Genomic DNA, 21,684 nt, shown 5'->3' with positions numbered 1-21,684 from the left:
GGGGGCGGCGGACGATCCCGCTGCCCCCGGGCGCCGACATCCTGGGGAGGAGAACGTCGTGACGGTGCAGGACCTGCTCACCGGCCTGTACAGCGAAGAGGGCCGCCAGAATCCGTACCCGTGGTACGCCGAGTTGCACAGGCTCGGGCCGGTCAGCGCCGTGCCCCCGCGTGCCGAGCACCGTACGGTGGCGGCGGTTGCGGTCGGCTACGACCTGATCGACGGGCTGCTGCGCGATCCGCAGTGGACCAAGCAGCCCCCGCCGGGCTGGGAGGACCACGAGATCCTGCAGACCTTCCAGACCTCGATGATGTTCATCAACCCGCCCGACCACACCCGGATGCGGCACGTCTTCTCCCGCACCTTTACCCCGCGCCGCCTCGGCGCGTTGGAGCCGGTGATCCTACGGGTCGTCGACGAGCTGCTGGACCGGATGGCCGACGCCGGTGACGGTGTCGTCGACTTCGTGGCCGACTTCGCGTACCCCATTCCCGCCCTGGTGATGGCGGAGTTCATCGGCATCCCGGCGGGGGAGCTGCCCTGGTACCGGGACCGGGTGGAGCGGATCGACGAGTTCCTGGACGTGGCCGGGAAGACCCCGCAGCGGCTGGCCGCCGCGAACACGGCGGCGCAGGAGCTGCGGGCGTTCTACCGGGAGTTGCTGGCCCACCGCCGCCGTACGCCCGGGGAGGACCTGATCAGCGGCCTGGTGGAGGCCGTCGGCTCGGGTGAGGTGGAGCTGACCGAGGAGGAGCTGATCAGCAACCTGATCGTCCTGTTCAACGCCAGCTTCGTCACCACCGTCTACATGTTCAGCAACGGCCTGCCCCTGCTGCTGGACCATCCGGGGGCGGTCACCGCGCTGCCCACCGACGACGACCTCGCCCGGGGCTGCGTCGACGAGGTGCTGCGGCTGCAGAGCCCCGTGCACTTCCTCGCCCGGGCCGCGCCGGAGGACACCGTGCTGGCCGGCGTGCCTGTCGCCCGGGACGACAACGTGCTCATCATCATCGGGGCCGCCAACCGGGACCCGGCGCGGTTCCCCGACCCGGACGTCTTCGACCCCACCCGCCCCGGCCCACCGTCGCTGGCGTTCGGGGTGGGCCTGCACTTCTGCCTCGGCGCGGCGGTGTCCCGGCTGGAGGGCCGCCTCGCCCTGCCCCGCCTGTTCGCCAGGTTCCCCCGGCTCGCGGTCACCGAGACCCCGACGTACAGCGGCAGTCTCTTCCTGCGCGGCATCGACAAGCTGCTGGTCAGCACCGGCGGATAGGGAGACCCGCATGGCCCTGCACCCGGAGGTGGCGGCCTACCGCGCGGCCCGCGCCGCGGCCGGCACGCCGCCGCTGTACACGCAGACCCTGACCGAGGCGCGCGCCGCGGACCTGGTCGCGATCCGCGCCGGTGGCGGCGCGGTCGAGCAGGTCGCCGAGGTACGCGACGAGCGCATCCCCGGCCCCGACGGAGACCTGCCGATCCGGGTGTACCGGCCGGCCGGGCCGGGGCCGCTGCCCACCCTGCTGTACTTCTTCGGCGGCGGGTGGACGCTCGGCAGCATCGACACCGCCGACGGCATCTGCCGACGACTCGCCAACGCGGTGGGATGCCAGGTGGTGACCGTCGGCTACCGACTGGCCCCGGAGCACCCCTTTCCCGCCGCGGTGGACGACTGCCACGCCGCCACCGTGTGGATCGCCGGGAACGCCCACCTGTTCGGGGTGGACCCGACCCGGCTGGCGGTGGGCGGTGACAGCGCGGGCGGGAACCTCGCCGCGGCGGTGAGCCTGCTCTGCCGCTCGGACGGGCCCGCGCTCGTGGCGCAGCTCCTGGTCTATCCGAACACCGACGTCAGCGGCGAGCCGTCCGGCCCGGTCGACGACGACCCCGCGCTGTTCAACCGCCGGTCGGTGGCGTGGTACCGCACGCACTACCTGGCCGACGCGGAGCACTCCCGGGATCCGCTGGCGTCGCCGCTGCTCGCCGACGACCTGGCCGGCCTGCCTCCGGCGCTTGTGGTCACCGCCGAGCTGGACCCGCTGTGCGCCGAGGGGCAGCGCTACGCGCAGCGGCTGCGCGCCGCCGGTGTGCCCACCCGCCTCGACCACTATCCGCAGATGATCCACGGGTTCTTCGCGATGCCCGGCGTCTTCACCGACGGCCGGCGGGCACAGCACCGCGCGGCGGCGTTCCTGCGGGAACGCTTCGGGCTCCCGCCGCTGCGGAACGAACCGCCCGCCGGCCCGGCTGGCGCTGGCCCGGCCGGCGCTGGTCCGGGTGCCGCGTCGGCCGACGCGGGGGTGCGCGGTGGCTGAGCCGGTGCTGGCCGACCTGCCGACCGGGGCGCCTGCCGTGACGTTCGCCGACTACGCACAGCGGGCGAGGGCGGTGCTGGCCCCGGACGTGTGGGACTACGTCGCCGGCGGCAGCGCGGCCGAGGTGACCCTGGCCGCCAACCGTGCCGCGTTGGACCGGGTGGCAGTGCTGCCCCGGGTGCTGCGCGGCAGCCACACCGTGGACCTCGACGCCCGGCTGCTCGGCCGGCCGTACGCGATGCCGGTCGGGGTGGCGCCGATGGCGTACCAGCGGCTCGTGCACCCGGACGGGGAACTGGGCCTCGCGGCGGCGGCGGGCGCGGCAGGCGTGCCGTATCTGGCGAGCACGTTGAGCAGCACGCCGATCGAGGAGATCACCGCGGCCGGCGCGGAGGTCTGGTTCCAGCTCTACTGGCTGCGGGAGCGGGCGCTGGTCCGCGATCTGCTGGACCGGGTCGTCGCGGCGGGCTGCCACGCGCTGGTGGTCACCGTGGACGTTCCGGTGCTCGGTCGACGCCCACGCGACCTGCGCAACGCGTTCCGCCTCCCGGCCGACGTGGTCGCCGCCAACCTGCCGCACGGCCGGGACGCGCTGGCGCACGCCGGCGCCCCCGGTGTGTCCGGGATCGCCGCGCACACCGACGCGTCGTTCGAGTCGGCCCTGCGCTGGACGGATCTGGCCTGGCTGCGGGAACACGTCGACCTGCCGCTCGTCGTCAAGGGCGTGCTGGATCCCCGCGACGCGGTCGAGGCGGTGCGGATCGGGGCGGACGCGGTGGTGGTGTCCAACCACGGTGGGCGTCAGTTGGACGGGGCGCCGGCAAGCGTCACCATGCTGCCGGAGGTCGTGGACGCCGTCGGCGACGCTGCTCAGGTGCTGCTGGACAGCGGCATCCGTGGGGGCACCGACGTGCTACGGGCGCTGGCGTTGGGCGCGGCGGGCGTCCTGGTGGGTCGTCCGTTGCTCTGGGCGCTGGCAGTCGGCGGGCAGCGCGGCGCGCGGGACGCGTTGGCGTTGCTCGCCGACGAGGTACGCGACGCCCTCACACTGGCCGGCTGCGCCGACCCGGCGGCGGCGGCCGAGCTGCGTACGCTCGCGGTGGGCTGAGTCGTGACCGCTACCGAGCCGGTCGACCTGAGCGTCGCCGACCTGCACCCCGCGCTTGGCGACCCGGCGCTGACCTCGATGAACTTCCTCAACGAGGTGTCCGAACGCTATCCGGCGGCGGTGTCGCTCGCGGCCGGGCGGCCGTACGAGGAGTTCTTCGACGTCGCGGCGGTGCACCGGCACCTGGACACGTTCCACAGGCACCTCGTCGACGAGCGGGGGCACACGCCCGAGCAGGCGCGGCGGCTGCTGCTGCAGTACGGCCGGACCAAGGGCATCGTGCACCACCTCGTCGCCCGCAACCTCGCGGTCGACGAGGGGATCACTGTCGACCCGGAGGCCGTCGTGGTGACCGTCGGCTGCCAGGAGGCAATGTTCCTGGTGCTGCGGGCGTTGCGGGCCGGCCCGGCGGACGTGTTGCTGGCGGTCGCCCCGACCTACGTCGGGCTGACCGGGGCGGCCCGGCTGGTGGACCTGCCGGTGTGGCCGGTCGCCGGTGGACCGTCCGGGGTGGACCTGGCCGACCTGCGGGCGCAGGCGCGGAGGGCCCGGGCGTCGGGTCGCCGGCCGCGCGCCTGCTACGTGCTGCCGGACTTCGCCAACCCGTCCGGGGTCAGCATCGACGTCGCCGATCGGCGGCGGCTGTTGGCGCTGGCCGCCGAGGAGGACCTGCTGCTGCTGGAGGACAACCCGTACGGGCTGTTCCCGGTCGACGACGGGCCGCGTCCACCGACCCTCAAGGCGCTGGACACCGAGCGTCGGGTGGTCTACCTCGGCTCGTTCGCCAAGACCGTGCTGCCCGGGGCGCGGGTCGGTTACGTGGTCGCCGACCAGCGGGTGGCCGGGCCGGACGGCCGGGTCGGCCCGCTGGCCGACCAGCTTGCGATGATCAAGAGCATGGTCACTGTGAACACCTCGCCGATCGCGCAGGCGGTGATCGGTGGGCGGCTGTTGGAGCACGGGTGCAGCCTGGTGCCCGCGAACTCCCGGGAGCGGGCCGCGTACGCCCGCAATCTGCGTCATCTGGTCGCCGGGCTGGCCCGGCGTTTCCCGGACCGGCCGGGCCGGCCGGCGGCGGTGCGGTGGACGGTGCCGGCCGGCGGGTTCTTCGTGGTGGTGACAGTGCCGTTCGCTGTCGACGACGCGCTGCTGGACCGCTCGGCGCGGGACTACGGGGTGCTCTGGACGCCGATGGCGCACTTCTACGACGACACGGCGCCGGTGTGCGCGCTGCGGTTGTCGGTGAGCGCGGTGACGCCCGAGCAGATCGACAGGGGGTTGGACCGGCTCGCCGCCCTCATCACCGACGAGCTCCTGCGTGGACGGTCATAATGGGCCGCATGGTTGCCTGGGAGTACGCCTTGCTCGTCCGCCGCTATCAGGGACAGGGCCGCAATTTCACCGTCTCGTTCGTCTGGTACGGCCCGGACGGGTCGCGCAAGGACATCACCGCCTACGGCGACACGGCCATCGCGCACCTCAACCGCGCTGGCCGGGAGGGTTGGGAGCTGGTCTCGGCCGCCGAGGACGTGAACAACGTCCAGGGCAGCACCGAGGTCCACCGCTATCACCTCAAGCGTCCCCTGAACTGACCCCACCGCCCGCCGGGGCGGTCACACAGGTGAGCGGTATACCGCAGAGTCATAACTATGACTCTGCGGTATACCGCTCGTCGGGGCGAGTGCCACCGGCCGCCCGGCCGGCGCGACCGTCAGGCCAGGTCGATGGCCGGGTAGAGCGGGTGGGGGGCCAGCAGGTCGGTGGCCTGGCGGGCGATCTTGTCGGCCAGGTCGGCGTCGAGCGTGTACTTCGCCTTGGACGGGGTGCCGTCGGCGTTGGCGCCGGCCGTGGTGTGGGTCAGCACGGTGTGGATCAGCTCGGCGGTCTGGTCCATCTCGGCCGTGCCCAGCCCCCGGGTGGTGAGCGCCGGGGTGCCGATCCGGATGCCTGACGTGTACCAGGCGCCGTTCGGGTCCTGCGGGACCGAGTTGCGGTTGGTGACGATGCCCGAGTCCAGCAGGGCCTGCTCGGCCTGCCGGCCGGTGAGCCCGTAACCGGACACGTCGATGAGCACCAGGTGGTTGTCGGTGCCGCCGGTGACAAGCGTCGCGCCCCGGCGGAGCAGCCCCTCGGCGAGGGCCTGCGCGTTGTCCACGATCCGCTGGGCGTAGTCGGCGAAGTCGGGGCGGCGGGCCTCGGCGAGGGCGACGGCCTTGGCGGCCATCACGTGCGGCAGCGGACCGCCGAGCACCATCGGGCAGCCCCGGTCCACCTGGTCGGCCAGCTCCGGCTGGCAGAGCACCATGCCGCCGCGCGGGCCGCGCAGCGACTTGTGGGTGGTGGTGGTGACGATGTGCGCGTGCGGCACCGGGTCGAAGTCGCCGGTGAAGACCTTGCCGGCCACCAGGCCCGCGAAGTGCGCCATGTCGACCATGAAGGTGGCGCCGACCGAGTCGGCGATCTCCCGCAGGATCCGGAAGTTCACCTTGCGGGGGTACGCCGAGTAGCCACCGACAAGGATCAGCGGCTTGAACTCGCGGGCCGCCTCGGCGACCCGGTCGTAGTCGATCAGACCGGTCGCCAGGTCGGTGCCGTAGCTGCGCTGGTCGAACATCTTGCCGGAGATGTTCGGCCGGAAACCGTGGGTGAGGTGACCGCCGGCGTCCAGCGACATGCCGAGCATCCGCTGGTTGCCCAGCTCGCGGCGCAGCGCGAACCAGTCCGCCTCGGTGAGGTCGTTGACCTGGCGGACCTGGGCCTTCTTCAGGGCGGGCGACTCCACCCGATCGGCGAGCACCGCCCAGAACGCGACGAGGTTGGCGTCGATGCCCGAGTGCGGCTGCACGTACGCGTGCGCCGCGCCGAACAGCTCACGGGCGTGCTCGGCGGCGAGCGCCTCGACGGTGTCGACGTTCTGGCAGCCGGCGTAGAAGCGACGGCCGACGGTGCCCTCGGCGTACTTGTCGCTGAACCAGTTGCCCATGGCCAGCAGGGTCGCCGGGGAGGCGTAGTTCTCGCTGGCGATGAGCTTGAGCGACTCCCGCTGGTCGGTCAGCTCGGCGCCGATGGCGTCGGCCACCCGCGGCTCGACAGCCCGGATCACCTCGAGGGCGCTCCGGAATGCGGTGGACTCGGCGTTGTGCGACATGCGACCTCCAACAGACGTGCGGGAAGGCCCAGGCGCTCGGCAAACGTCCGTGTGACGGGGCCGCTCCCCGATGGTTCTCCATCCCCACGCGCCAGTAACGGCCCGCGCCGATCCTACCGGGGCCGGCCGGGGCAGACCCGGCCGACCTACCGACGTCCGATGGCCGAGCCGGGATCGGGCGACTGATCCGCGGTACGCGACGAGGGACCCGGCATCGCGCCGGGCCCCTCGTCGGAGGGTGGTGGGCTCAGGCCGTCACCGCGTCGCGTGCCTTCTTGATCGCCTTCGGCTGGGTGGGGGTACGCGGCGCGTCCGCGCGCAGCGCGATCATCTTCTCGCCGATCTCCTGGAGTTGCTTACGGCCCAACGCCTCGCGGACCTTGGGGAACCACTCCTCCTCTTCCTCCTCGACGTGGTGGGTGACGTTCTCGATCAACACGGTCGTCTTGGCGTTGAAGCGCTCGTCGTCGGCGTCCATGGCGGCCAGTTCGAGGCAGAGCACGTCGGCGACGTGGTGTTCCTCGTACGACTCGAGGATGTCGTCCTCCAGGTCGGGCAGGAGCCGGCGGACCTCCGGGTACATCACCTCGTTCTCCAGGTAGGTGTGCACCGTGAGGGCCTCCAGGATCTGGTCCACGAGCTTCTGCCGCTTGCTCGCCGGCCCCTCTTCGGCGTCCTGGAAGGCCTTGAACAGGCGGCGCATCTCCTTGTGGTCCTCTTTGAGCAGGACGATGGCATCTGTCGACACCGGCATGACCCCCTTGGTAGCTCGTCTGGTGTCGGTTCGGTACCCCGAGGGTGAGCTGGGGAAACGGGTGAATATGGCCGAAGTCGCCCGATCAGACGGTCGCCAGGGTGCGCGGGATCTCGTCGAGCAGTTCCCGGGCCAGGAAACCGATCCGGCCGTAGCGGGGGATCAGCCGCTGGCCGCTCACGGCGTGCGCGAACGCCCCCCAGCAGGCGGCCTGCGCCGGCTCGGCGCCCCGGGAGAGCAGCCCGGCCAGCAGGCCGGCGAGCACGTCTCCGCTGCCGGACGTGCCGAGACCCGCGTCCCCGCTCTCCTCCCGCCAGCCACGCCCGTCCGGGGCGGCCACATGCCCGTAGAGGGAGACCACGGCCTCGTACCGTTCGGCCAGCTCGGCGGCCTCGGCGCCCAGGTCGTCGCCCGGATCGCGCCCGAGCAGGTGCCCGGCCTCGGTGACGTTTGGGGTGAGGACCACCGGGCGGCCCGAGCCGACAAGCAGCTTCGGGTCGTGGCTGAGCGCGCCCAGGGCGTACGCGTCGAGGACCAGCGGGGTGCGCGGGCCCGCCGCCTCCAGGACGAGCTCCAGCAGCCGACCGGTCTCGTCGATGCCCTTCAGGCCGGGGCCCAGGGCCACCACGTCGGCGGCGCCCACCAGCTCGCCGAGTTGGCCTGCCTGGTCGGCGGCGACGGCGCCGTCGGCGGTCTCCGGGAGCCCGACCACAAGCGCCTCGGGCACCTGGATGCTCAGCGTGGCGGCGGTGGACTCGGCGGCGGCGAGCTGGAGCACCCCGGCGCCGGCGCGCAGCGCGGCCACCCCGGCGAGCAGGACCGCCCCGGGGGTGAAGCGGGACCCGCCGATCACGAGCACGGTGCCCCGGCTCTCCTTGCCGCCGACAGGCACCGGCAGCGCCCAGTCCCGCAACAGCCCCGGGGTGATCACCTTCACCTCAGACCGGTTCGGCATGGATCTCGTCCTCCCTGGTCGACTCGGCGCCCTGCCGGTGCAGGTGGCCGATCTCGTTGAATCCACCGAGCGTCAGCCGGCCCTGCGCGTCGGCGGACCAGTCGGTGATGGAGCAGTTGGCGATCACGTGTTCGCGGGTCAGCGCCATCAGCTCCGGCTCGGTCAGCCCCTCCACCAGGTAGCGGAGCAGGAAGACAAGCGCGTCGTGGCCGAAGAGCAGCACCCGCTGGCCCTCGTGGTCGCGGCGCAGGTCGCCGAGCAGCGTCCGCAGTCGCAGCGCCACGTCGGTCCAGCCCTCACCGCCGGGCGGCCGGTAGTAGAACTTGCCCAGCCGGTCGCGGCGCTCGGCCTCGTCCGGAAACCGGCTGCGCACCCCGTGGCCGGTGAGGCCGTCGAGGATGCCCAGCTCCCGGTCGCGCAGCCGCTCGTCCCGGCTCACCGGCACCCCGGTGCCGTGCAGCGCCAGCTCGGCCGTGGACACCGCCCGCAGGTACGGCGAGACGACAGCCACGTCCGGGCGTCGGTCCTCGGGCAGCCCGGCGAGCCAGCGGCCGGTCGCCCGCGCCTGCTCCTCACCTGTGGGGGAGAGCGGCACGTCGGCGTCGCGGTGGCTGAGCCCGATCACCTCGGAGCCGGTCGCCTCGGCCCGGGTGGCCGCCACGTTCGCGGTGCTCTCCCCGTGCCGGATGATCCAGAGCGTCGACAGTTCCGCCATGCCGACCCCCTACCCGGGCGTCGTGCCGGGTAACCGCGCCCGACGCCACGGCGTGCGGCCGGCGCGTCGACTCAGCCGCGCCGTTGCAGCAGGGCGACGGTCAGCCCGGTCACGTGCGTGACGCGTACCACGTCGTAGCGCTGGGCGAGCACCGCGGACTGCTTCTTCGGCAGGCCCGTCAGCGGCGCGTCGGTGACCGTCGGCAGCAGCACCCACAGCCGGGGTTCGTCGCGCAGGCAGCGGGCCGGATTGGCGCAGTCCGCGCCGAACAGCTCGTTGCGCTGGGCCGCCGATTGCTGTTGGAAGACGTTGCGCGGCGACACGTCCGCCGGAAGGTAGTAGCGCACCCCGGGCTCGTGCATCCACCACCAGGGTCCGCCCGCGACGAGGCCGTCGCCGGGCTGGTAGCCGGCCTCGATCACCCGCGCCGCCTCGGAGTAGGACAGCGGCTTGAACGCCCGCGCCTGCGGATACGTGTACCAGCCGTGCGAGTACTCCCCGCGCAGCGCGAGCTGACCGGGCACGCTCAGGGCGGCGAGCGCCACCAGCCCCACCGCGACCAGCGGGGCGCGGCGCGCCGCGGCGACGCCCGCGCCGGCGAGCACCGCCCACGCCGGCAGGAGGAACAGCAGGTACTTGGAGAAGAAGTAGTTGATGTCGCCGGTGGAGGCCAGCAGGATCACCGGCAGCGGCAGGGCGGCGATCACGGCCGCCGCGGCGGTCCGCGCGACCGCGTCGCGGGGCAGGTGGGTCAGCACACCCACCACGGCCAGCGCGGTGATCGCGGCGGCGAGCAGCACCGAGCCGAAAACCTGCTCCCAGACCGTCCAGGGCGCGCTGTCCGGGATCCAGCTGATCTGCCGTCCGGCCTGCTTCATGCCCCGCAGGATCACCGGCGCGGCGATCCCCACTCCGGCGGCGGCGGCGAGCGCGAACCACGCCACCGACCACCAGCGGCGCTCCCGCCAGCAGTGGATCAACACGGCCACGCCGTGCCCGAGCAGCAGCGTGAGCGCCACCACGTTCACCAGGCCGATGCCGGCCACGGCGAGCACGTACGCCGCCCAGCGCAGCCACCCCGGCCGCTGCAGCGCGCGCAGCAGGAACAGGGTGGCCGCCGCCGCCGCCAGGACGACGAAGGCGTACGACCGGGTCTCCTGCCCGAAACGGGTGACGGTGGGCACGAGGGCGAAGACGAAGCCGGCGGCGATCCCCGCCGTCTGGTCGAAGACCCGTCGCCCGACCAGCGCCACGCACGCGGTGGCCAGGACCATGGCCAGCGCCGACGGCAGCCGTACGACGGCCGGGCCGGTGCCGAACAGGGTCGTCCAGCCGTGCATGAAGAGGTAGTACGTCCCGTGCACGGCGTCGACGTTCGCCAGCATGCCCAGGATCTGCCCTGTGGAGCGGGTCGCCACGTCGACTGTCACCAGCTCGTCGTGCCACATCTCCGGGCTGCCGAGGCGCCAGCCGACCGCGAGCGCGGCGAACGCCGTGGGCCAGAACCAGACGCTGAGCACGAGTCGACGGGCGAGGGGGAGTCGCCGTCGGGCCGGCTCGGTGGCGGGCGGGGGCGGCCCCGCGTCGGTGGGCGCGGGGGGCGCGTCCGTGGTGACGGCGCGGTCTGGCATCGGCGTCCGATCGGGGGGGCGTGCGGTGCGGGCGCGACGATGATAGCCCCCGCCGCCCTCGCCGTCGGACCCGTCGAACGGTCACCGGGGGTGGCGTCGCGACGGCCGTCGGGCCGGCTCGCCGATGCGGGAAACGGACGTGATGCCTGATAATGTGGCCGCGCCCTTCGAGCACCATCACCACACACAGTGAGGCCCGCGGAACCCATGATTGTCGACATCATGCTGCCGTACTACGGGAGTGTGCCCCTCATGCAGGCGGCAGTACGCAGCGTGATGGCGCAGAGTGACCCGGGTTGGCGTCTGACAGTTGTCGACGACGGCACCGAGCCGGGCGTGCCGGAATGGTTCGCCCAGATCACCGACGAGCGGGTCCGCTACCAGCGCAACGAGCGCAACCTCGGGGTCACCGGCAACTACCGCAAGTGCGTCGGCCTGGCCGAGCACGAGTACCTGGTGATGATGGGCACGGACGACATCATGCACCCCAACTACGTCGCCACCGTGCGGTCGGTGATCGAGCAGTACCCGGGCGTCGGAATGGTCCAGCCGGGGGTCGAGATCATCGACGCCACCGGCACGGTGGTCAACACCTTGGCCGACGAGGTCAAGCGGCGGCTCTACGCCCCGCGGATCGAGTCCCGGGAGCTGATGGGCGGGGAGGACCTGGCGGCCAGCCTGCTGCGCGGCTGCTGGTTCTACTTCCCGTCGATCTGCTGGCGCACGGACGCGCTCAAGGCCGTCGACTTCCGCGACGAGTTCCAGGTCATCCAGGACCTGGCCCTGGTGATCGACCTGATCCAGCGGGGCGAGCAGATGGCCGTCGACAGCACCCTGTGCTTCCAGTACCGGCGGCACGCGGTCAGCAAGTCCGCCGCCGACGCGATCACCGGCTCTCGGTTCACCGAGGCGCGGGCGTACTTCGTCGAGGTCGCCCGCCGGATGGACGAGCAGGGCTGGCCTCGGGCGGCACGGGCCGCCCGCCGCTACCTGTCGTCGCGGCTGCACGCCATCACGCTGCTGCCGACGGCGGTCCTCGCCGGCCGGATGACAGGCGTGAAGAGCCTGTCGCGGCACGCGTTCGGGCCGGGCCGATGACCGACCGCAGCCAGGGAGACGCCAACGCCATGATCGTCGAACCACGGCACCCGGCGGAGGACGCCGGACAGCGGCGGAGGGTGGCCGTGCTCGGTGGCACCGGTTTCCTCGGCCGCCCCATCTGCCGGGCGCTTGCCGACCAGGGGCACACGGTCATCGCCGTGGCCCGCACCGCCCGCGACGTCGGGCCGGGCGTCGACGTCCGCGCGCTGGACCTGGCCGCCGCCGACGTCGACGAGATCACCGCCGTGCTGCGCGACCTCGACCCGGACGTGGTGATCAACGCCGCGGGCGGCATGTGGGGGCTCACCGACGCGCAGATGCTCGCGGTCAACGTCACCCTCGTCGAGCGGCTGATCGAGGCCGCCGGCCGGTTGCCCGGGCGGGTCCGGGTGATCCAGTTGGGCAGCGTGCACGAGTACGGGCTGGTTCCGGTCGACACCTCGATGCCCGAGGCACTGCCGCCCGCCCCGGTGATGCCGTACGGCGAGTTCAAGCTGCGCTGCACCACGGCGGTCGCCGAGGCCGACCGGCAGGGCCTGATCGAGGGCGTCACGCTGCGGGTAGGCAACGTCATCGGCGCCGGCCAGCCCGGGCACAGCCTGCTCGGCGTGGTCGCGGGTCGGCTGCACGCCGCCCAGCGCGCCGGTGAGCGGGCCCGGCTGGAGCTGGCGCCGCTGGGCTCGCGGCGTGACTTCGTCGGCCTCAGCGACGTCGTCGCCGCCGTGCTGCTGGCCGCGACGCGCCCCGCAGCGGCCGGCCACGTGATCAACATCGGGCGGGGGGTGGCCGCCAGCGCGCGTGATATGGTCCACCTCCTCATCGACGTGAGTGAGGTGCCGACCGACCTGGTCGAGGCCGACCCCACCGGCCCGGCCGAGACGCGCTGGCAGCGCCTGGACGTCGGGCTGGCCGCCGAGGTGCTCGGCTGGTCGCCGAGCGAGGATCTGCACACCGAGATGAAGCAGTTGTGGGAGCACGCCGGCGCCGAGGTGCCCGCCTGATGGTCGAGAGGTTCCTGACCGCATGACTACCCCCGCCCTCGTCCGCTCCCGTGGCACGCTTGCCGATCTGCTCTCCGGCCGCAGCAACGGCATCGGGCTGATCCGGCTCTGCCTCGCGGTGGGCGTCGTCCTGTCGCACTCCAAGCCGCTTGGCTTCGGGGCCAACGACCTCGGCTACCACCTCACCGGTCGGCAGACAAACGTCGGCACGATGGCCGTGTACGGCTTCTTCGTGCTCTCCGGCCTGCTCATCACCCGCAGCGCCAGGCGTACCGGCATCATCCGCTACGCCTGGCACCGGGCCCTGCGCATCTTCCCCGGGCTCTGGGTCTGCCTGCTGATCACCGCGCTTGTGGTGGCCCCGCTTGTGACGTTGCGCGAGCACGGCACCACCGCCGGGTTCTTCGACAACGCCTGGGACCGGGGCGGCCCCCTGGCCTACCTGCAGGCCAACTGGTGGACGGGTGTCCGTCAGTACGGCATTCACGACCTGCTCAAGCCGACCACCCCGTGGGGTGCGAAGAGCGGCTCCAGCGTCTTCAACGGCGCCCTGTGGTCGCTCAAGTACGAGATGTTCTGCTACGTCGTGGTGGGTGTGCTGGCGGTGACGGCGGTGCTGCGCAACGCCCGCCGGTTCGTGCTGTTCCTGACCGTCGCGCTCTACCTGAGCATCCTGCAGGACTGGGTCAGCTCCGGGCAGTTCAGCGGGCCCGCGTCCACGGCGAGCTGGTCCTTCGACTCGCCCCTGGTGGGCGTGATGAGCTTCCACTACATCGTCTACCTGGGCTTCCTGTTCGCGTTCGGCGCGACCCTTGATCTCTACCGGGAGCGGGTGCCGATCAACGACGCGCTCGGCATCGGCTCGGCCGTGGCGCTGGGGCTGTCGCTGCTGTTCGGCGGCTTCTTCGTCATCGGGCTGCCGGCGTTCGCGTACCTGCTGGTGTGGCTGTCGGTGCGGATGCCGCGCCAGCTGCACTGGGTGGGGCGCAAGAACGACTACTCGTACGGCATCTACATCTACGGGTTCGTCTTCCAGCAGGTGATGGCGAGCCTGGGCTGGAGCCGCTGGGGGTACGTGCCGTTCGCGGCGATGTCGGTAGCTGTCGCCTTCGCCGCCGCGTTCGTGTCGTGGAAGCTTGTCGAGCGGCCGGCGCTGCGGTTGAAGGACTGGACGCCTGGCTTCGTGGCCCGCCGGACGGCGCAGACGGTCCCTGTCGAGCAGCAGACCGCGGTGGCCGAGGAGCCGACCGGGACGCAGCCGGTCGTGGTCGGCGGCCCGACGGAGGAGTTGCCGCAGCAGCCCGCCACGCTGGTCCACGGGCGGTAGCCCACCGGGCCCGCCTCCACGTCGTACCCTCGGGGGCGTGGCGGCGGCGGCGGAGGAGATCCGGGTGGGGGAGCGGCTGGTCCGCGTCTCCAGCCCCGACAAGCCGTACTTCCCGGAGCGCGGGCTGACCAAGCTGGACGTGGTCCGCTACTTCCTGGCGGTCGGCGACGGCATCCTGCGGGCGCTGCGCGACAGGCCGACCATGCTGGAACGCTGGCCGCGCGGCGTCTTCGAGGGCGCGACTATCGCCACCAGGCAGACCAACCGCGGTGACGCGTTCTACCAGAAGCGGCTGCCGGCGGGCGCGCCCGAGTGGGTGCGGACCGCGCACATCACGTTCCCCAGCGGCCGTACCGCCGACGAGGTCGCGCCGAGCGAGCTGGCCGTGGTGATCTGGGCGGCCAACCTGGGCACCCTGCGCTTCCACCCGTGGCCGGTGTCCGCCGCCGACGTGGAGCGGCCCGACCAGCTGCGCATCGACCTCGACCCGATGCCAGGCGTCGGCTTCGAGCAGGTGGTGCCGGTGGCCCGTGAGGTGCGGGCGTTCCTCGCCGAGCTGGGCATGACCGGCTATCCGAAGACCACCGGCGGGCGGGGCCTGCACGTCTACCTGTCGATCGAACCGAGGTGGAGTTTCGGCGACTGTCGTCGGGCGGTGCTCGCGCTGGGCCGGGAGATGCAGCGCCGGCTGCCGGAGCTGGTCACCACCACCTGGTGGCGGGAGCAGCGGGACCGGCCGGTCTTCGTCGACTACAACCAGATGTCGCGCGACCACACCATGGCCTCGGCGTACTCGATCCGGCCGACGCCCCGGGCGCTGGTGTCGGCGCCGCTGGACTGGGCGGAGTTGGAGGACGCCCGTCCGGAGGACTTCGACGTGCTCACCGTGCCGGCGCGGTTCGCCGAGCGCGGCGACCCGCACGCCGGCCTCGACGGTGATCGGCACTCGCTGGAGCCGCTGCTGGAGCTGGCCGACCGAGAGGGCCTGGACGCCCCGCCGGAGCGGTGAGCCTCCCGCCGGTCGTAGCTGTCACAGCCCGGCGATTATCGGCTTGAGCGCGGCGCCCACCCGAGGTGCGAGGGTCGCCGAGTAGGTGGCGGTCAGGTGGTGCGCGTCGCGCCAGACGAGGACGCCTCCGATGACGGGGGCGCAGCGGTCCGCGGGGCAGATCCAGTCGTTCAGGTCGATCAGGCGGACGCCGGCAAGGCCGTCGGCCGCCTCCTCCTGGGCGGGGCCGCCCCCGCGGCCGAGGACCTCCTCCCGGGGACTGGCGCACTTCGTCAGGCGTTTCGGGTTCTTGGACACGCACTCGGCGATGTCGGTGAGGTGCAGCGGCGTGTCCCGCAGCACCACCACCGGAATCTTCTCCGCGACCATGCCGCTCCACGTCCTGCGCATCTCGCGGGCCATCGCGGCCCGGCCCGGCTCGCCGCGGACCGGGTACTCGGCGTTGGTGACGATCAGGAGATCGGGGCGGTTCCCGCCGAGCAGTCCCTCCCGCACCTTCCGGTTCCACTCGGTGCAGGTCGTGTAGGGCCTGTCGTTCTCAAGGATCTCGGCCGTCAGGAACGGGCAGCCGGACTTGGTGTAGGTGGCGAGGCGCCAGCCGTTCGTGTCCGCGGCGCGCAGCATGGCGGGGACCCAGTGGTCGGCGTGCGAGTCGCCGACGAGCGCGATCCTGGTCTTCGAGTTCTCCTTGCCGTAGACGCACACCTGCGGGGTCGCGGATTCCAGCGACACGTGGCAACTCTTCGTCGTCTGGAACAGCGGCGCGTCCCGAGCCGCCGTCGCGGGGTTGGGGGTGATCGAGTCGGCCCGGTCGACCGGCACTCCGGCCCGGCTGGTGCGCGGCGAGGCGCCGAGAGCCGCGGCGCCGGGCGCCGCCGGTGGCGACGCCTGCGTGCTGGCGCCGGGCACCTGACCCATGATGACCGACGAGGCGGGCGTCGGGCTGTCCGCCGAGGGGATGGCCAGCTGGAACGCCAGGCCGGCCAGCGCGGCGGCGCCGGTGCACACCGCGCCGACGCGCAGGGCGACGGCCGGCTGGTCGGTGAGGGTCGGCGAGCGGCGTACTGGATTCTCGACGAGGTGGTACGTCAACGCGGCGGGGATCGCCGAGACGGCGACGACAGCGAGCGCGGCGCCGACGCCGAGGTCGCCGAACTGCGCCTGCGCGGCGATCAGCACCGGCCAGTGCCACAGGTAGAGCGAGTAGGAGATCCCGCCGACGTAGCGCAGTGGTTGTCTGCCCAGCAGGAGGGCGGGCCCGGCGCGGCCGGCCGCCGGTCCGAACGCGATGACGGCGGCGGTGCCGAGGGTGGGGCCGAGCGCGGCGTACCCGGGGAAGCCCGCCGTCGACCCGATCAGCACGGCCGACGCGCCGACGGCGAGCAGTCCGGCCCAGGCCAGGGGTACGGCCACCAGGCGTGGTGACCGGCTCGACCGGGCTGCCGTGACGGCGATGGCGCCGCCGAGGGCCAACTCCCACATCCGCGTGGTGGTGACGTAGTACGCCGACGGGTCGGTAGGAGAGACGTACAGCGCCCAGGCGAACGACGGGACCGCGATCAGGGCGAGCCCGAGCAGGTAGAGGCCACGGTGGCCGCGTCCCCGACGGCGGGCGAACCAGCCGAGGGCGAGCAGCAGCAGTGGCCAGACGAGGTAGAACTGCTCCTCGACGGCGAGGGACCAGAAGTGCTGGGCGATGCTCGGGGCGCTGTTGGCGGCGACGTAGTCGACGGACTGCCCGGCCATGCGCCAGTTCATGGCGTAGCAGGCGCTGGCGACGACGTCCCAGGCAGTCGTGGACCAGCGGCCGCGAGGCAGGAAGAAGTAGGTGAGCACCAGGGTGGCGACGAGCACCGTCGCGGCGGCCGGGAGGAGGCGTTTCGCCCGTCGCGCGTAGAAGGTGGCGAGCGAGAGCCGTCCCCGCTGGTCGAGCTCTTCGAGCAGCAGACCGGTGATGAGGAAGCCGGAGATCACGAAGAACACGTCCACGCCGACGAAGCCGGCGGGCAGGTGCGGGACTCCGGCGTGGCCGAGAAGCACAAGCAGCACGGCCACGGCTCGCATGCCTTCGATGTCCCCGCGGAAGGAGCGCGGGCCGGCCGGCCTCGACGCCGGCGCCTGCGGTGGCGGCGGGGTGGCGACGACCCTCGCCTGTGTCCACAACTCGTTTGCGATAGCCACGCCGCGGAGCGTACGGGGATTTATTCCCTAAACCGGCCAATCGCGCTATTTGTCATCTGGTTCGTGTTATGGCGCTACTGCCACGGGCTCTGCGTCCCGTCGAACTCCTCGAAGACCAGCCACGACCGCGTCGACAGCACCCCGGCGATGCGCTGCACCCGGTCGAGCACCACGTCGCGTAGGGCGGCGTTGTCCGGAGCGCGGACCAGGGCCAGCACGTCGTGCTCGCCGCTGAGGAGCGCGACGTGCTCGACGTAGCGCACCTGGGCCAGCTCGGCCGACACCTCCCGCCAGGTGTTCTGCTCGATCGTCAACGCCATGTACGCCGACGTGCCCAACCCGGCGGCCTCGGGCGACACCTGCGCCCGGAAGCCCGTGATCACACCGTCGCGCACCAGCCGCTCCACCCGGGCGTACGCGTTGGTGCGCGAGATGTGGATCCGTTCGGCGAGGGTGCGCACCGACGTGCGTCCGTCGCGGACCAGCTCGTCGACGATCCGCCGATCGACCTCGTCCATGGCTCGGGCCGATCGTCCCGATCCGGTTGCCCGGCTCGCTCCGTCCCGGGTCTCCTGGCTCACCGACGTGCCTCCCACATGCCAGACGTCCCGCCTTCTGCGTGGATCTTGAGTCAATCATCCGTCAGGCGGAAGCATAGGCTCACCACACGTCCCAGGAGGTCCCGCCGTGACGACCACACCCCAGGCGGTCCGCAGGGCATCCCCGCGCGCCCGTCGGACGGTCACCCCGCCCGACCCGGCACGCCCGCTGCTGCCGGACGCCGAACCGGTCCGCCTGCTCGATCCGACAGGTACGCCGCTGCCGGCCCGCACCGACTACCCGGAGCCGCCCGTCGAGGCGCTGCGTGAGCTGTACCGCCGGATGGTGCTCGGCCGCCGGTTCGACACCCAGGCGACCGCGCTGACCAAGCAGGGTCGGTTGGCCGTCTACCCGTCGTCGCGGGGCCAGGAGGCGTGCCAGGTGGCCGCCGTGCTCGCCGTCCGCGACACCGACTGGGTGTTCCCCACCTACCGCGAATCGATGGCGCTGGTTGCCCGAGGCATCGACCCGGTCGAGGTGCTCACCCTGCTGCGCGGCGACTGGCACTGCGGATACGACCCCACCGCCGTGCACACCGCCCCGCAGTGCACCCCGCTCGCCACGCAGTGCGTGCACGCGGCCGGTCTCGCGCACGGTGAGGCGTACCAGGGACGCGACACGGTGGCGCTGGCGTTCATCGGCGACGGGGCGACAAGCGAGGGCGACTTCCACGAGGGCATCAACTTCGCCGCCGTGTTCAAAGCGCCTGTCGTCTACTTCGTGCAGAACAACAGGTACGCCATCAGCGTCCCGCTGTCCCGGCAGACCGCCGCGCCGTCGCTTGCGTACAAGGGCGTCGGCTACGGGGTGCCCAGCGAGCAGGTCGACGGCAACGACCCGGTCGCGGTGCTCGCCGTGCTGACCCGCGCGGTCGCGCACGCCCGCGCCGGCAAGGGACCCTTCCTGGTGGAGGCGCACACCTACCGGATGGAACCGCACACGAACGCCGACGACGCCAGCCGCTACCGCGACGGCGCCGAGGTCGACGCCTGGCGCGACCGCGACCCGCTGGCCCGCCTGGAGACGTACCTGCGCGCTCGTGGCGTGCTCGACGACGCGGCGGTCGCCGAGGTCGCCGAGCAGGCCGAGGCGTACGCGGCGGACCTGCGCGCCCGGATGAACGAGCAGCCGAGCGTCGACCCGCTGAGCCTCTTCGACCACGTCTACGCCGAGCCCACACCGCAGCTCGTCGAGCAGCGTGAGCAGGTCCGCGCCGAGCTGGCCGCCGCGCAGGACGAGGAGGGTGACGCCTGATGGCCACCACCATGGCGAAGGCGCTCAACTCCGCGCTCGCCGACGCCCTCGCGGCCGACGACCGGGTGGTCGTCTTCGGCGAGGACGTCGGCGCGCTCGGCGGCGTCTTCCGGATCACCGACGGCTTGCAGGCCCGCTTCGGCGAGAAGCGCTGCTTCGACACCCCGCTCGCGGAGGCCGGCATCGTCGGCTTCGCCGTCGGTCTGGCCATGTCCGGGCTGCGGCCGGTGGTCGAGATGCAGTTCGACGCGTTCGCGTACCCGGCGTTCGAGCAGATCGCCTCGCACGTGGCGAAGCTGCGCAACCGCACCCGGGGCAAGCTCAGCGTGCCCATCGTCATCCGGGTGCCGTACGCCGGCGGCATCGGCGGGGTGGAGCACCACTGCGACTCGTCCGAGGCGTACTACGCGCACACCCCCGGCCTGAAGGTCGTCACCCCGGCGACGGTCGAGGACGCGTACTCGCTGCTGCGTGAGGCGATCGACGACCCCGACCCGGTGGTCTTCATGGAGCCCAAGAAGCTCTACTTCGGCAGCGCCGACGCGGAGCTGCCGGCGCGTACCGAGCCGTTCGGGCGGGCCGTCGTGCGTCGTCCCGGCCGCGACGCCACCCTTGTGGCGTACGGGCCGGCGGTGCCTGTCGCGCTGGAGGCCGCCGAGGCCGCCCGTGAGGAGGGCTGGGATCTGGAGGTCGTCGACGTGCGGACCATCGTGCCGTTCGACGACGCCACCATCACCGCGTCGGTCCGGCGCACCGGCCGGTGCGTGGTGATCCAGGAGGCGCCCGGCTTCGCGGGCGTCGGCGCGGAGATCGCCGCCCGGGTGCAGGAGCGCTGCTTCCACGCGCTGCACGCCCCGGTGCTGCGGGTCGCCGGGCTGGACATCCCCTACCCGGCGCCGATGCTTGAGCACACCCACCTGCCCGGTGTGGACCGGGTGCTCGACGCGGTGGCCCGGTTGCAGTGGGACGACCAGCCGGACGCGCGTTGGGCGGCGGCATGACCACAGTCGAGCGGACACAGGTCTTCCTCCTGCCCGACCTGGGCGAGGGGCTGAGCGAGGCCGAGATCGTCCAGTGGCGGGTCGCCGTGGGTGACATCGTCACCGTCGACCAGAGCGTGGTCGAGGTGGAGACCGCCAAGGCCGTCGTCGACGTGCCCTGCCCGTACGCCGGCCGGGTCGTGACCCTGCACGGCGCGGCGGGTGAGGTCCGCCCGGTCGGCCAGCCGTTGATCACCATCGCGCCCCTGGACGGCGGCGACGAGCCCGCCGGGCACGCCACCTACCGCGAGGAGGAGCGGGCCGGCTCCGGCAATGTGCTGATCGGGTACGGCACCGGGCACGGCGGCGCGACCCGCCGCCGGCGTCGACCGCGCCTCGCGGTGGCCCCGGAACCGGCCGACGCCGGTCCGGCCGACGGCGGCGACACCGGCGGCGCCGGTCCCATCGCTGCCCCCGGCCCGCGTGCGGCCGATGCCCCGACTGCGGCTGGTCCGACTCCGGGCCCCGGCCCGCGTGCGGCCGGTGGCCCGACCACGGCCGGTGGCCCGGTTGCGGGCGGCGGCCTGGCCGGGAGTGCGGCAGCCGCTCGGCCGGCGGCCCTGGTCATCTCGCCGATCGTGCGCCGGCTCGCCCGCGAGCGCGGCGTCGACCTGGGCACGGTCCGGGGCAGCGGGCCCGGCGGGGTGATCCGCCGCGCCGACGTCGAGGCGGCGCTGGTCGTCCCCGTCGCCCGGCTCGCCGCCGTGCCGGACCCGCAGGTCGCGCCGACCCCGGAGGTCGACGGCGACGTGATCGTCCCGCTCACAGGCGTGCGGAAGGTGATCGCCGACAAGCTCTCCCGCAGCCGGCGGGAGATCCCCGAGGTGACCATCTGGGTCGACGTCGACGCCACCGGCCTGCTGGAGACCCGCGCGGCGATCAACGCGGCGACGCCCGACGCCCCCGTGAGCATCCTGGCCCTGCTGGCCCGGATCTGCCTCAGCGGCCTGCGCCGCTTCCCGCAGCTCAACTCCCGCGTCGACACCGAGGGTCAGCGGATCGTCCAGTCCGCCGGGGTGCACCTGGGCATCGCCGCGCAGACCGACCGGGGCCTGCTGGTGCCGGTGCTGCGCGACGCCCAGCGGCTCACCACTGCCGAGCTGGCCGCCGAGCTGACGGCGACAACCGCCGCCGCACGTGCCGGGACGCTCGCGCCGGCCCGGCTCACCGGCGGCACCTTCACCCTCAACAACTACGGGGTGTTCGGCGTGGACGGCTCCACCCCGATCATCAACCACCCGGAGGCGGCCCTGCTCGGGGTGGGGCGGATCGTGGACAAGCCGTGGGTCGTCGACGGGCAGTTGGCCGTGCGCAAGGTGACCCAGTTGAGCCTCACGTTCGACCACCGGGTGTGCGACGGTGGGGTGGCAGGTGGCTTCCTGCGCCACGTCGCCGACTGCGTGGAGCGCCCGGCGCTGCTGATCGCCGCCGTCTGACGCGTACCCCCGGCCCCGGCACCGCCCACGCGGCGCCGGGGCCGGCATGCGTCCCGGGGTTTCCCCGTCGCGTCATCGGGAAGTCGGCCCCGCCGGAGCGCACCGGACGCGTCGA

Annotated in this window: 18 protein-coding genes, 1 pseudogene and 1 riboswitch; of the genes and pseudogenes, 12 read left to right on the top strand and 7 right to left on the bottom strand. The window is 72.9% G+C overall.

All coding sequences use genetic code 11. The features are described 5' to 3' along the window. Nucleotides 1-58 precede the first annotated feature (58 nt). The 5 genes and pseudogenes from OOJ91_RS04580 to OOJ91_RS04560 all read left to right on the top strand — a co-directional run bounded on the left by OOJ91_RS04580 (nucleotide 59) and on the right by OOJ91_RS04560 (nucleotide 5,009). Entirely contained in the window at nucleotides 59-1,270 is a 1,212-nt protein-coding gene (locus tag OOJ91_RS04580) for a cytochrome P450 (RefSeq protein ID WP_266242825.1), read from the top strand. A 10-nt stretch (nucleotides 1,271-1,280) separates the two neighbouring features. Continuing rightward, nucleotides 1,281-2,201 (top strand): annotated as a pseudogene (locus tag OOJ91_RS04575) (alpha/beta hydrolase); the annotation flags it as partial. Between the two features lie 100 nt (nucleotides 2,202-2,301). Further along, nucleotides 2,302-3,417 (top strand): alpha-hydroxy acid oxidase, encoded by a 1,116-nt coding sequence (locus OOJ91_RS04570; RefSeq protein WP_266242822.1) that lies wholly within the window; start codon nucleotides 2,302-2,304, stop codon nucleotides 3,415-3,417. A 3-nt stretch (nucleotides 3,418-3,420) separates the two neighbouring features. After that, entirely contained in the window at nucleotides 3,421-4,749 is a 1,329-nt protein-coding gene (locus OOJ91_RS04565) for an aminotransferase class I/II-fold pyridoxal phosphate-dependent enzyme (RefSeq protein WP_266242819.1), read from the top strand. Beyond that, a complete protein-coding gene (locus OOJ91_RS04560; RefSeq protein WP_007460594.1) occupies nucleotides 4,749-5,009 on the top strand; it encodes a hypothetical protein in 261 nt (86 codons plus the stop codon). The genes OOJ91_RS04565 and OOJ91_RS04560 overlap by 1 nt, the downstream gene beginning before the upstream one ends. Before the next feature lie 119 nt (nucleotides 5,010-5,128). On the opposite strand, the gene OOJ91_RS04555 is transcribed toward OOJ91_RS04560, so the two are convergent. The 5 genes from OOJ91_RS04555 to OOJ91_RS04535 form a co-directional block, all read right to left on the bottom strand. After that, nucleotides 5,129-6,565: a glycine hydroxymethyltransferase gene (locus OOJ91_RS04555; protein ID WP_266242812.1), complete on the bottom strand. Its 1,437-nt coding sequence runs from the start codon at nucleotides 6,563-6,565 to the stop codon at nucleotides 5,129-5,131. Between the two features lie 19 nt (nucleotides 6,566-6,584). Next, a riboswitch (ZMP/ZTP riboswitch) is annotated at nucleotides 6,585-6,674 on the bottom strand. Nucleotides 6,675-6,812: 138 nt separating this feature from the next. Then, nucleotides 6,813-7,313 carry a hemerythrin domain-containing protein gene (locus OOJ91_RS04550; RefSeq protein WP_323178466.1) on the bottom strand — a complete coding sequence of 167 codons (501 nt, stop codon included), beginning with the start codon at nucleotides 7,311-7,313 and terminating at the stop codon, nucleotides 6,813-6,815. 91 nt (nucleotides 7,314-7,404) lie between these two features. After that, nucleotides 7,405-8,274: an NAD(P)H-hydrate dehydratase gene (locus OOJ91_RS04545; RefSeq protein ID WP_266242807.1), complete on the bottom strand. Its 870-nt coding sequence runs from the start codon at nucleotides 8,272-8,274 to the stop codon at nucleotides 7,405-7,407. Next, nucleotides 8,258-8,989 carry a histidine phosphatase family protein gene (locus OOJ91_RS04540; RefSeq protein ID WP_266242805.1) on the bottom strand — a complete coding sequence of 244 codons (732 nt, stop codon included), beginning with the start codon at nucleotides 8,987-8,989 and terminating at the stop codon, nucleotides 8,258-8,260. The genes OOJ91_RS04545 and OOJ91_RS04540 overlap by 17 nt, the downstream gene beginning before the upstream one ends. 71 nt (nucleotides 8,990-9,060) lie before the next feature. Then, nucleotides 9,061-10,620, bottom strand: coding sequence for a glycosyltransferase family 39 protein (locus OOJ91_RS04535; RefSeq protein WP_266242803.1), 1,560 nt, complete (start codon nucleotides 10,618-10,620; stop codon nucleotides 9,061-9,063). 207 nt (nucleotides 10,621-10,827) lie between these two features. Between OOJ91_RS04535 and OOJ91_RS04530 the strand changes: the two genes are divergently transcribed. Genes OOJ91_RS04530 through OOJ91_RS04515 form a run of 4 tightly spaced genes read left to right on the top strand, consistent with a single transcriptional unit; the run spans nucleotide 10,828 to nucleotide 15,058 of the window. Continuing rightward, nucleotides 10,828-11,718, top strand: a complete 891-nt coding sequence (locus tag OOJ91_RS04530) for a glycosyltransferase family 2 protein (RefSeq protein ID WP_266242801.1) — start codon at nucleotides 10,828-10,830, stop codon at nucleotides 11,716-11,718. Between the two features lie 29 nt (nucleotides 11,719-11,747). Beyond that, complete coding sequence (locus OOJ91_RS04525; protein WP_266242799.1) at nucleotides 11,748-12,722, top strand: NAD-dependent epimerase/dehydratase family protein; 975 nt, start codon at nucleotides 11,748-11,750, stop codon at nucleotides 12,720-12,722. 22 nt (nucleotides 12,723-12,744) lie between these two features. Further along, a complete protein-coding gene (locus OOJ91_RS04520) occupies nucleotides 12,745-14,049 on the top strand; it encodes an acyltransferase family protein (RefSeq protein ID WP_266242797.1) in 1,305 nt (434 codons plus the stop codon). Nucleotides 14,050-14,086: 37 nt separating this feature from the next. Next, nucleotides 14,087-15,058, top strand: coding sequence for a DNA polymerase domain-containing protein (locus OOJ91_RS04515; RefSeq protein WP_266242794.1), 972 nt, complete (start codon nucleotides 14,087-14,089; stop codon nucleotides 15,056-15,058). Nucleotides 15,059-15,079: 21 nt separating this feature from the next. On the opposite strand, the gene OOJ91_RS04510 is transcribed toward OOJ91_RS04515, so the two are convergent. Continuing rightward, entirely contained in the window at nucleotides 15,080-17,239 is a 2,160-nt protein-coding gene (locus tag OOJ91_RS04510) for an acyltransferase family protein (RefSeq protein WP_266242791.1), read from the bottom strand. Between the two features lie 74 nt (nucleotides 17,240-17,313). Then, nucleotides 17,314-17,757: an Lrp/AsnC family transcriptional regulator gene (locus tag OOJ91_RS04505; protein WP_266242788.1), complete on the bottom strand. Its 444-nt coding sequence runs from the start codon at nucleotides 17,755-17,757 to the stop codon at nucleotides 17,314-17,316. Between the two features lie 169 nt (nucleotides 17,758-17,926). Here OOJ91_RS04505 and pdhA point away from each other — a divergent pair, with 169 nt between their 5' ends. Genes pdhA through OOJ91_RS04490 form a run of 3 tightly spaced genes read left to right on the top strand, consistent with a single transcriptional unit; the run spans nucleotide 17,927 to nucleotide 21,569 of the window. Then, complete coding sequence (gene pdhA / locus OOJ91_RS04500; protein WP_439117020.1) at nucleotides 17,927-19,093, top strand: pyruvate dehydrogenase (acetyl-transferring) E1 component subunit alpha; 1,167 nt, start codon at nucleotides 17,927-17,929, stop codon at nucleotides 19,091-19,093. After that, nucleotides 19,090-20,094 carry an alpha-ketoacid dehydrogenase subunit beta gene (locus OOJ91_RS04495; RefSeq protein WP_266245258.1) on the top strand — a complete coding sequence of 335 codons (1,005 nt, stop codon included), beginning with the start codon at nucleotides 19,090-19,092 and terminating at the stop codon, nucleotides 20,092-20,094. The genes pdhA and OOJ91_RS04495 overlap by 4 nt, the downstream gene beginning before the upstream one ends. Further along, nucleotides 20,079-21,569: a dihydrolipoamide acetyltransferase family protein gene (locus OOJ91_RS04490; RefSeq protein ID WP_439117046.1), complete on the top strand. Its 1,491-nt coding sequence runs from the start codon at nucleotides 20,079-20,081 to the stop codon at nucleotides 21,567-21,569. The genes OOJ91_RS04495 and OOJ91_RS04490 overlap by 16 nt, the downstream gene beginning before the upstream one ends. The last annotated feature ends 115 nt before the right edge of the window (nucleotides 21,570-21,684 follow it).

The organism is Micromonospora lupini (genome assembly GCF_026342015.1).
Lineage (GTDB): Bacteria > Actinomycetota > Actinomycetes > Mycobacteriales > Micromonosporaceae > Micromonospora > Micromonospora lupini_B.
Note: the sequence above shows the minus strand (reverse complement) of the source record. Positions and strands in the feature narration are given on the sequence as shown.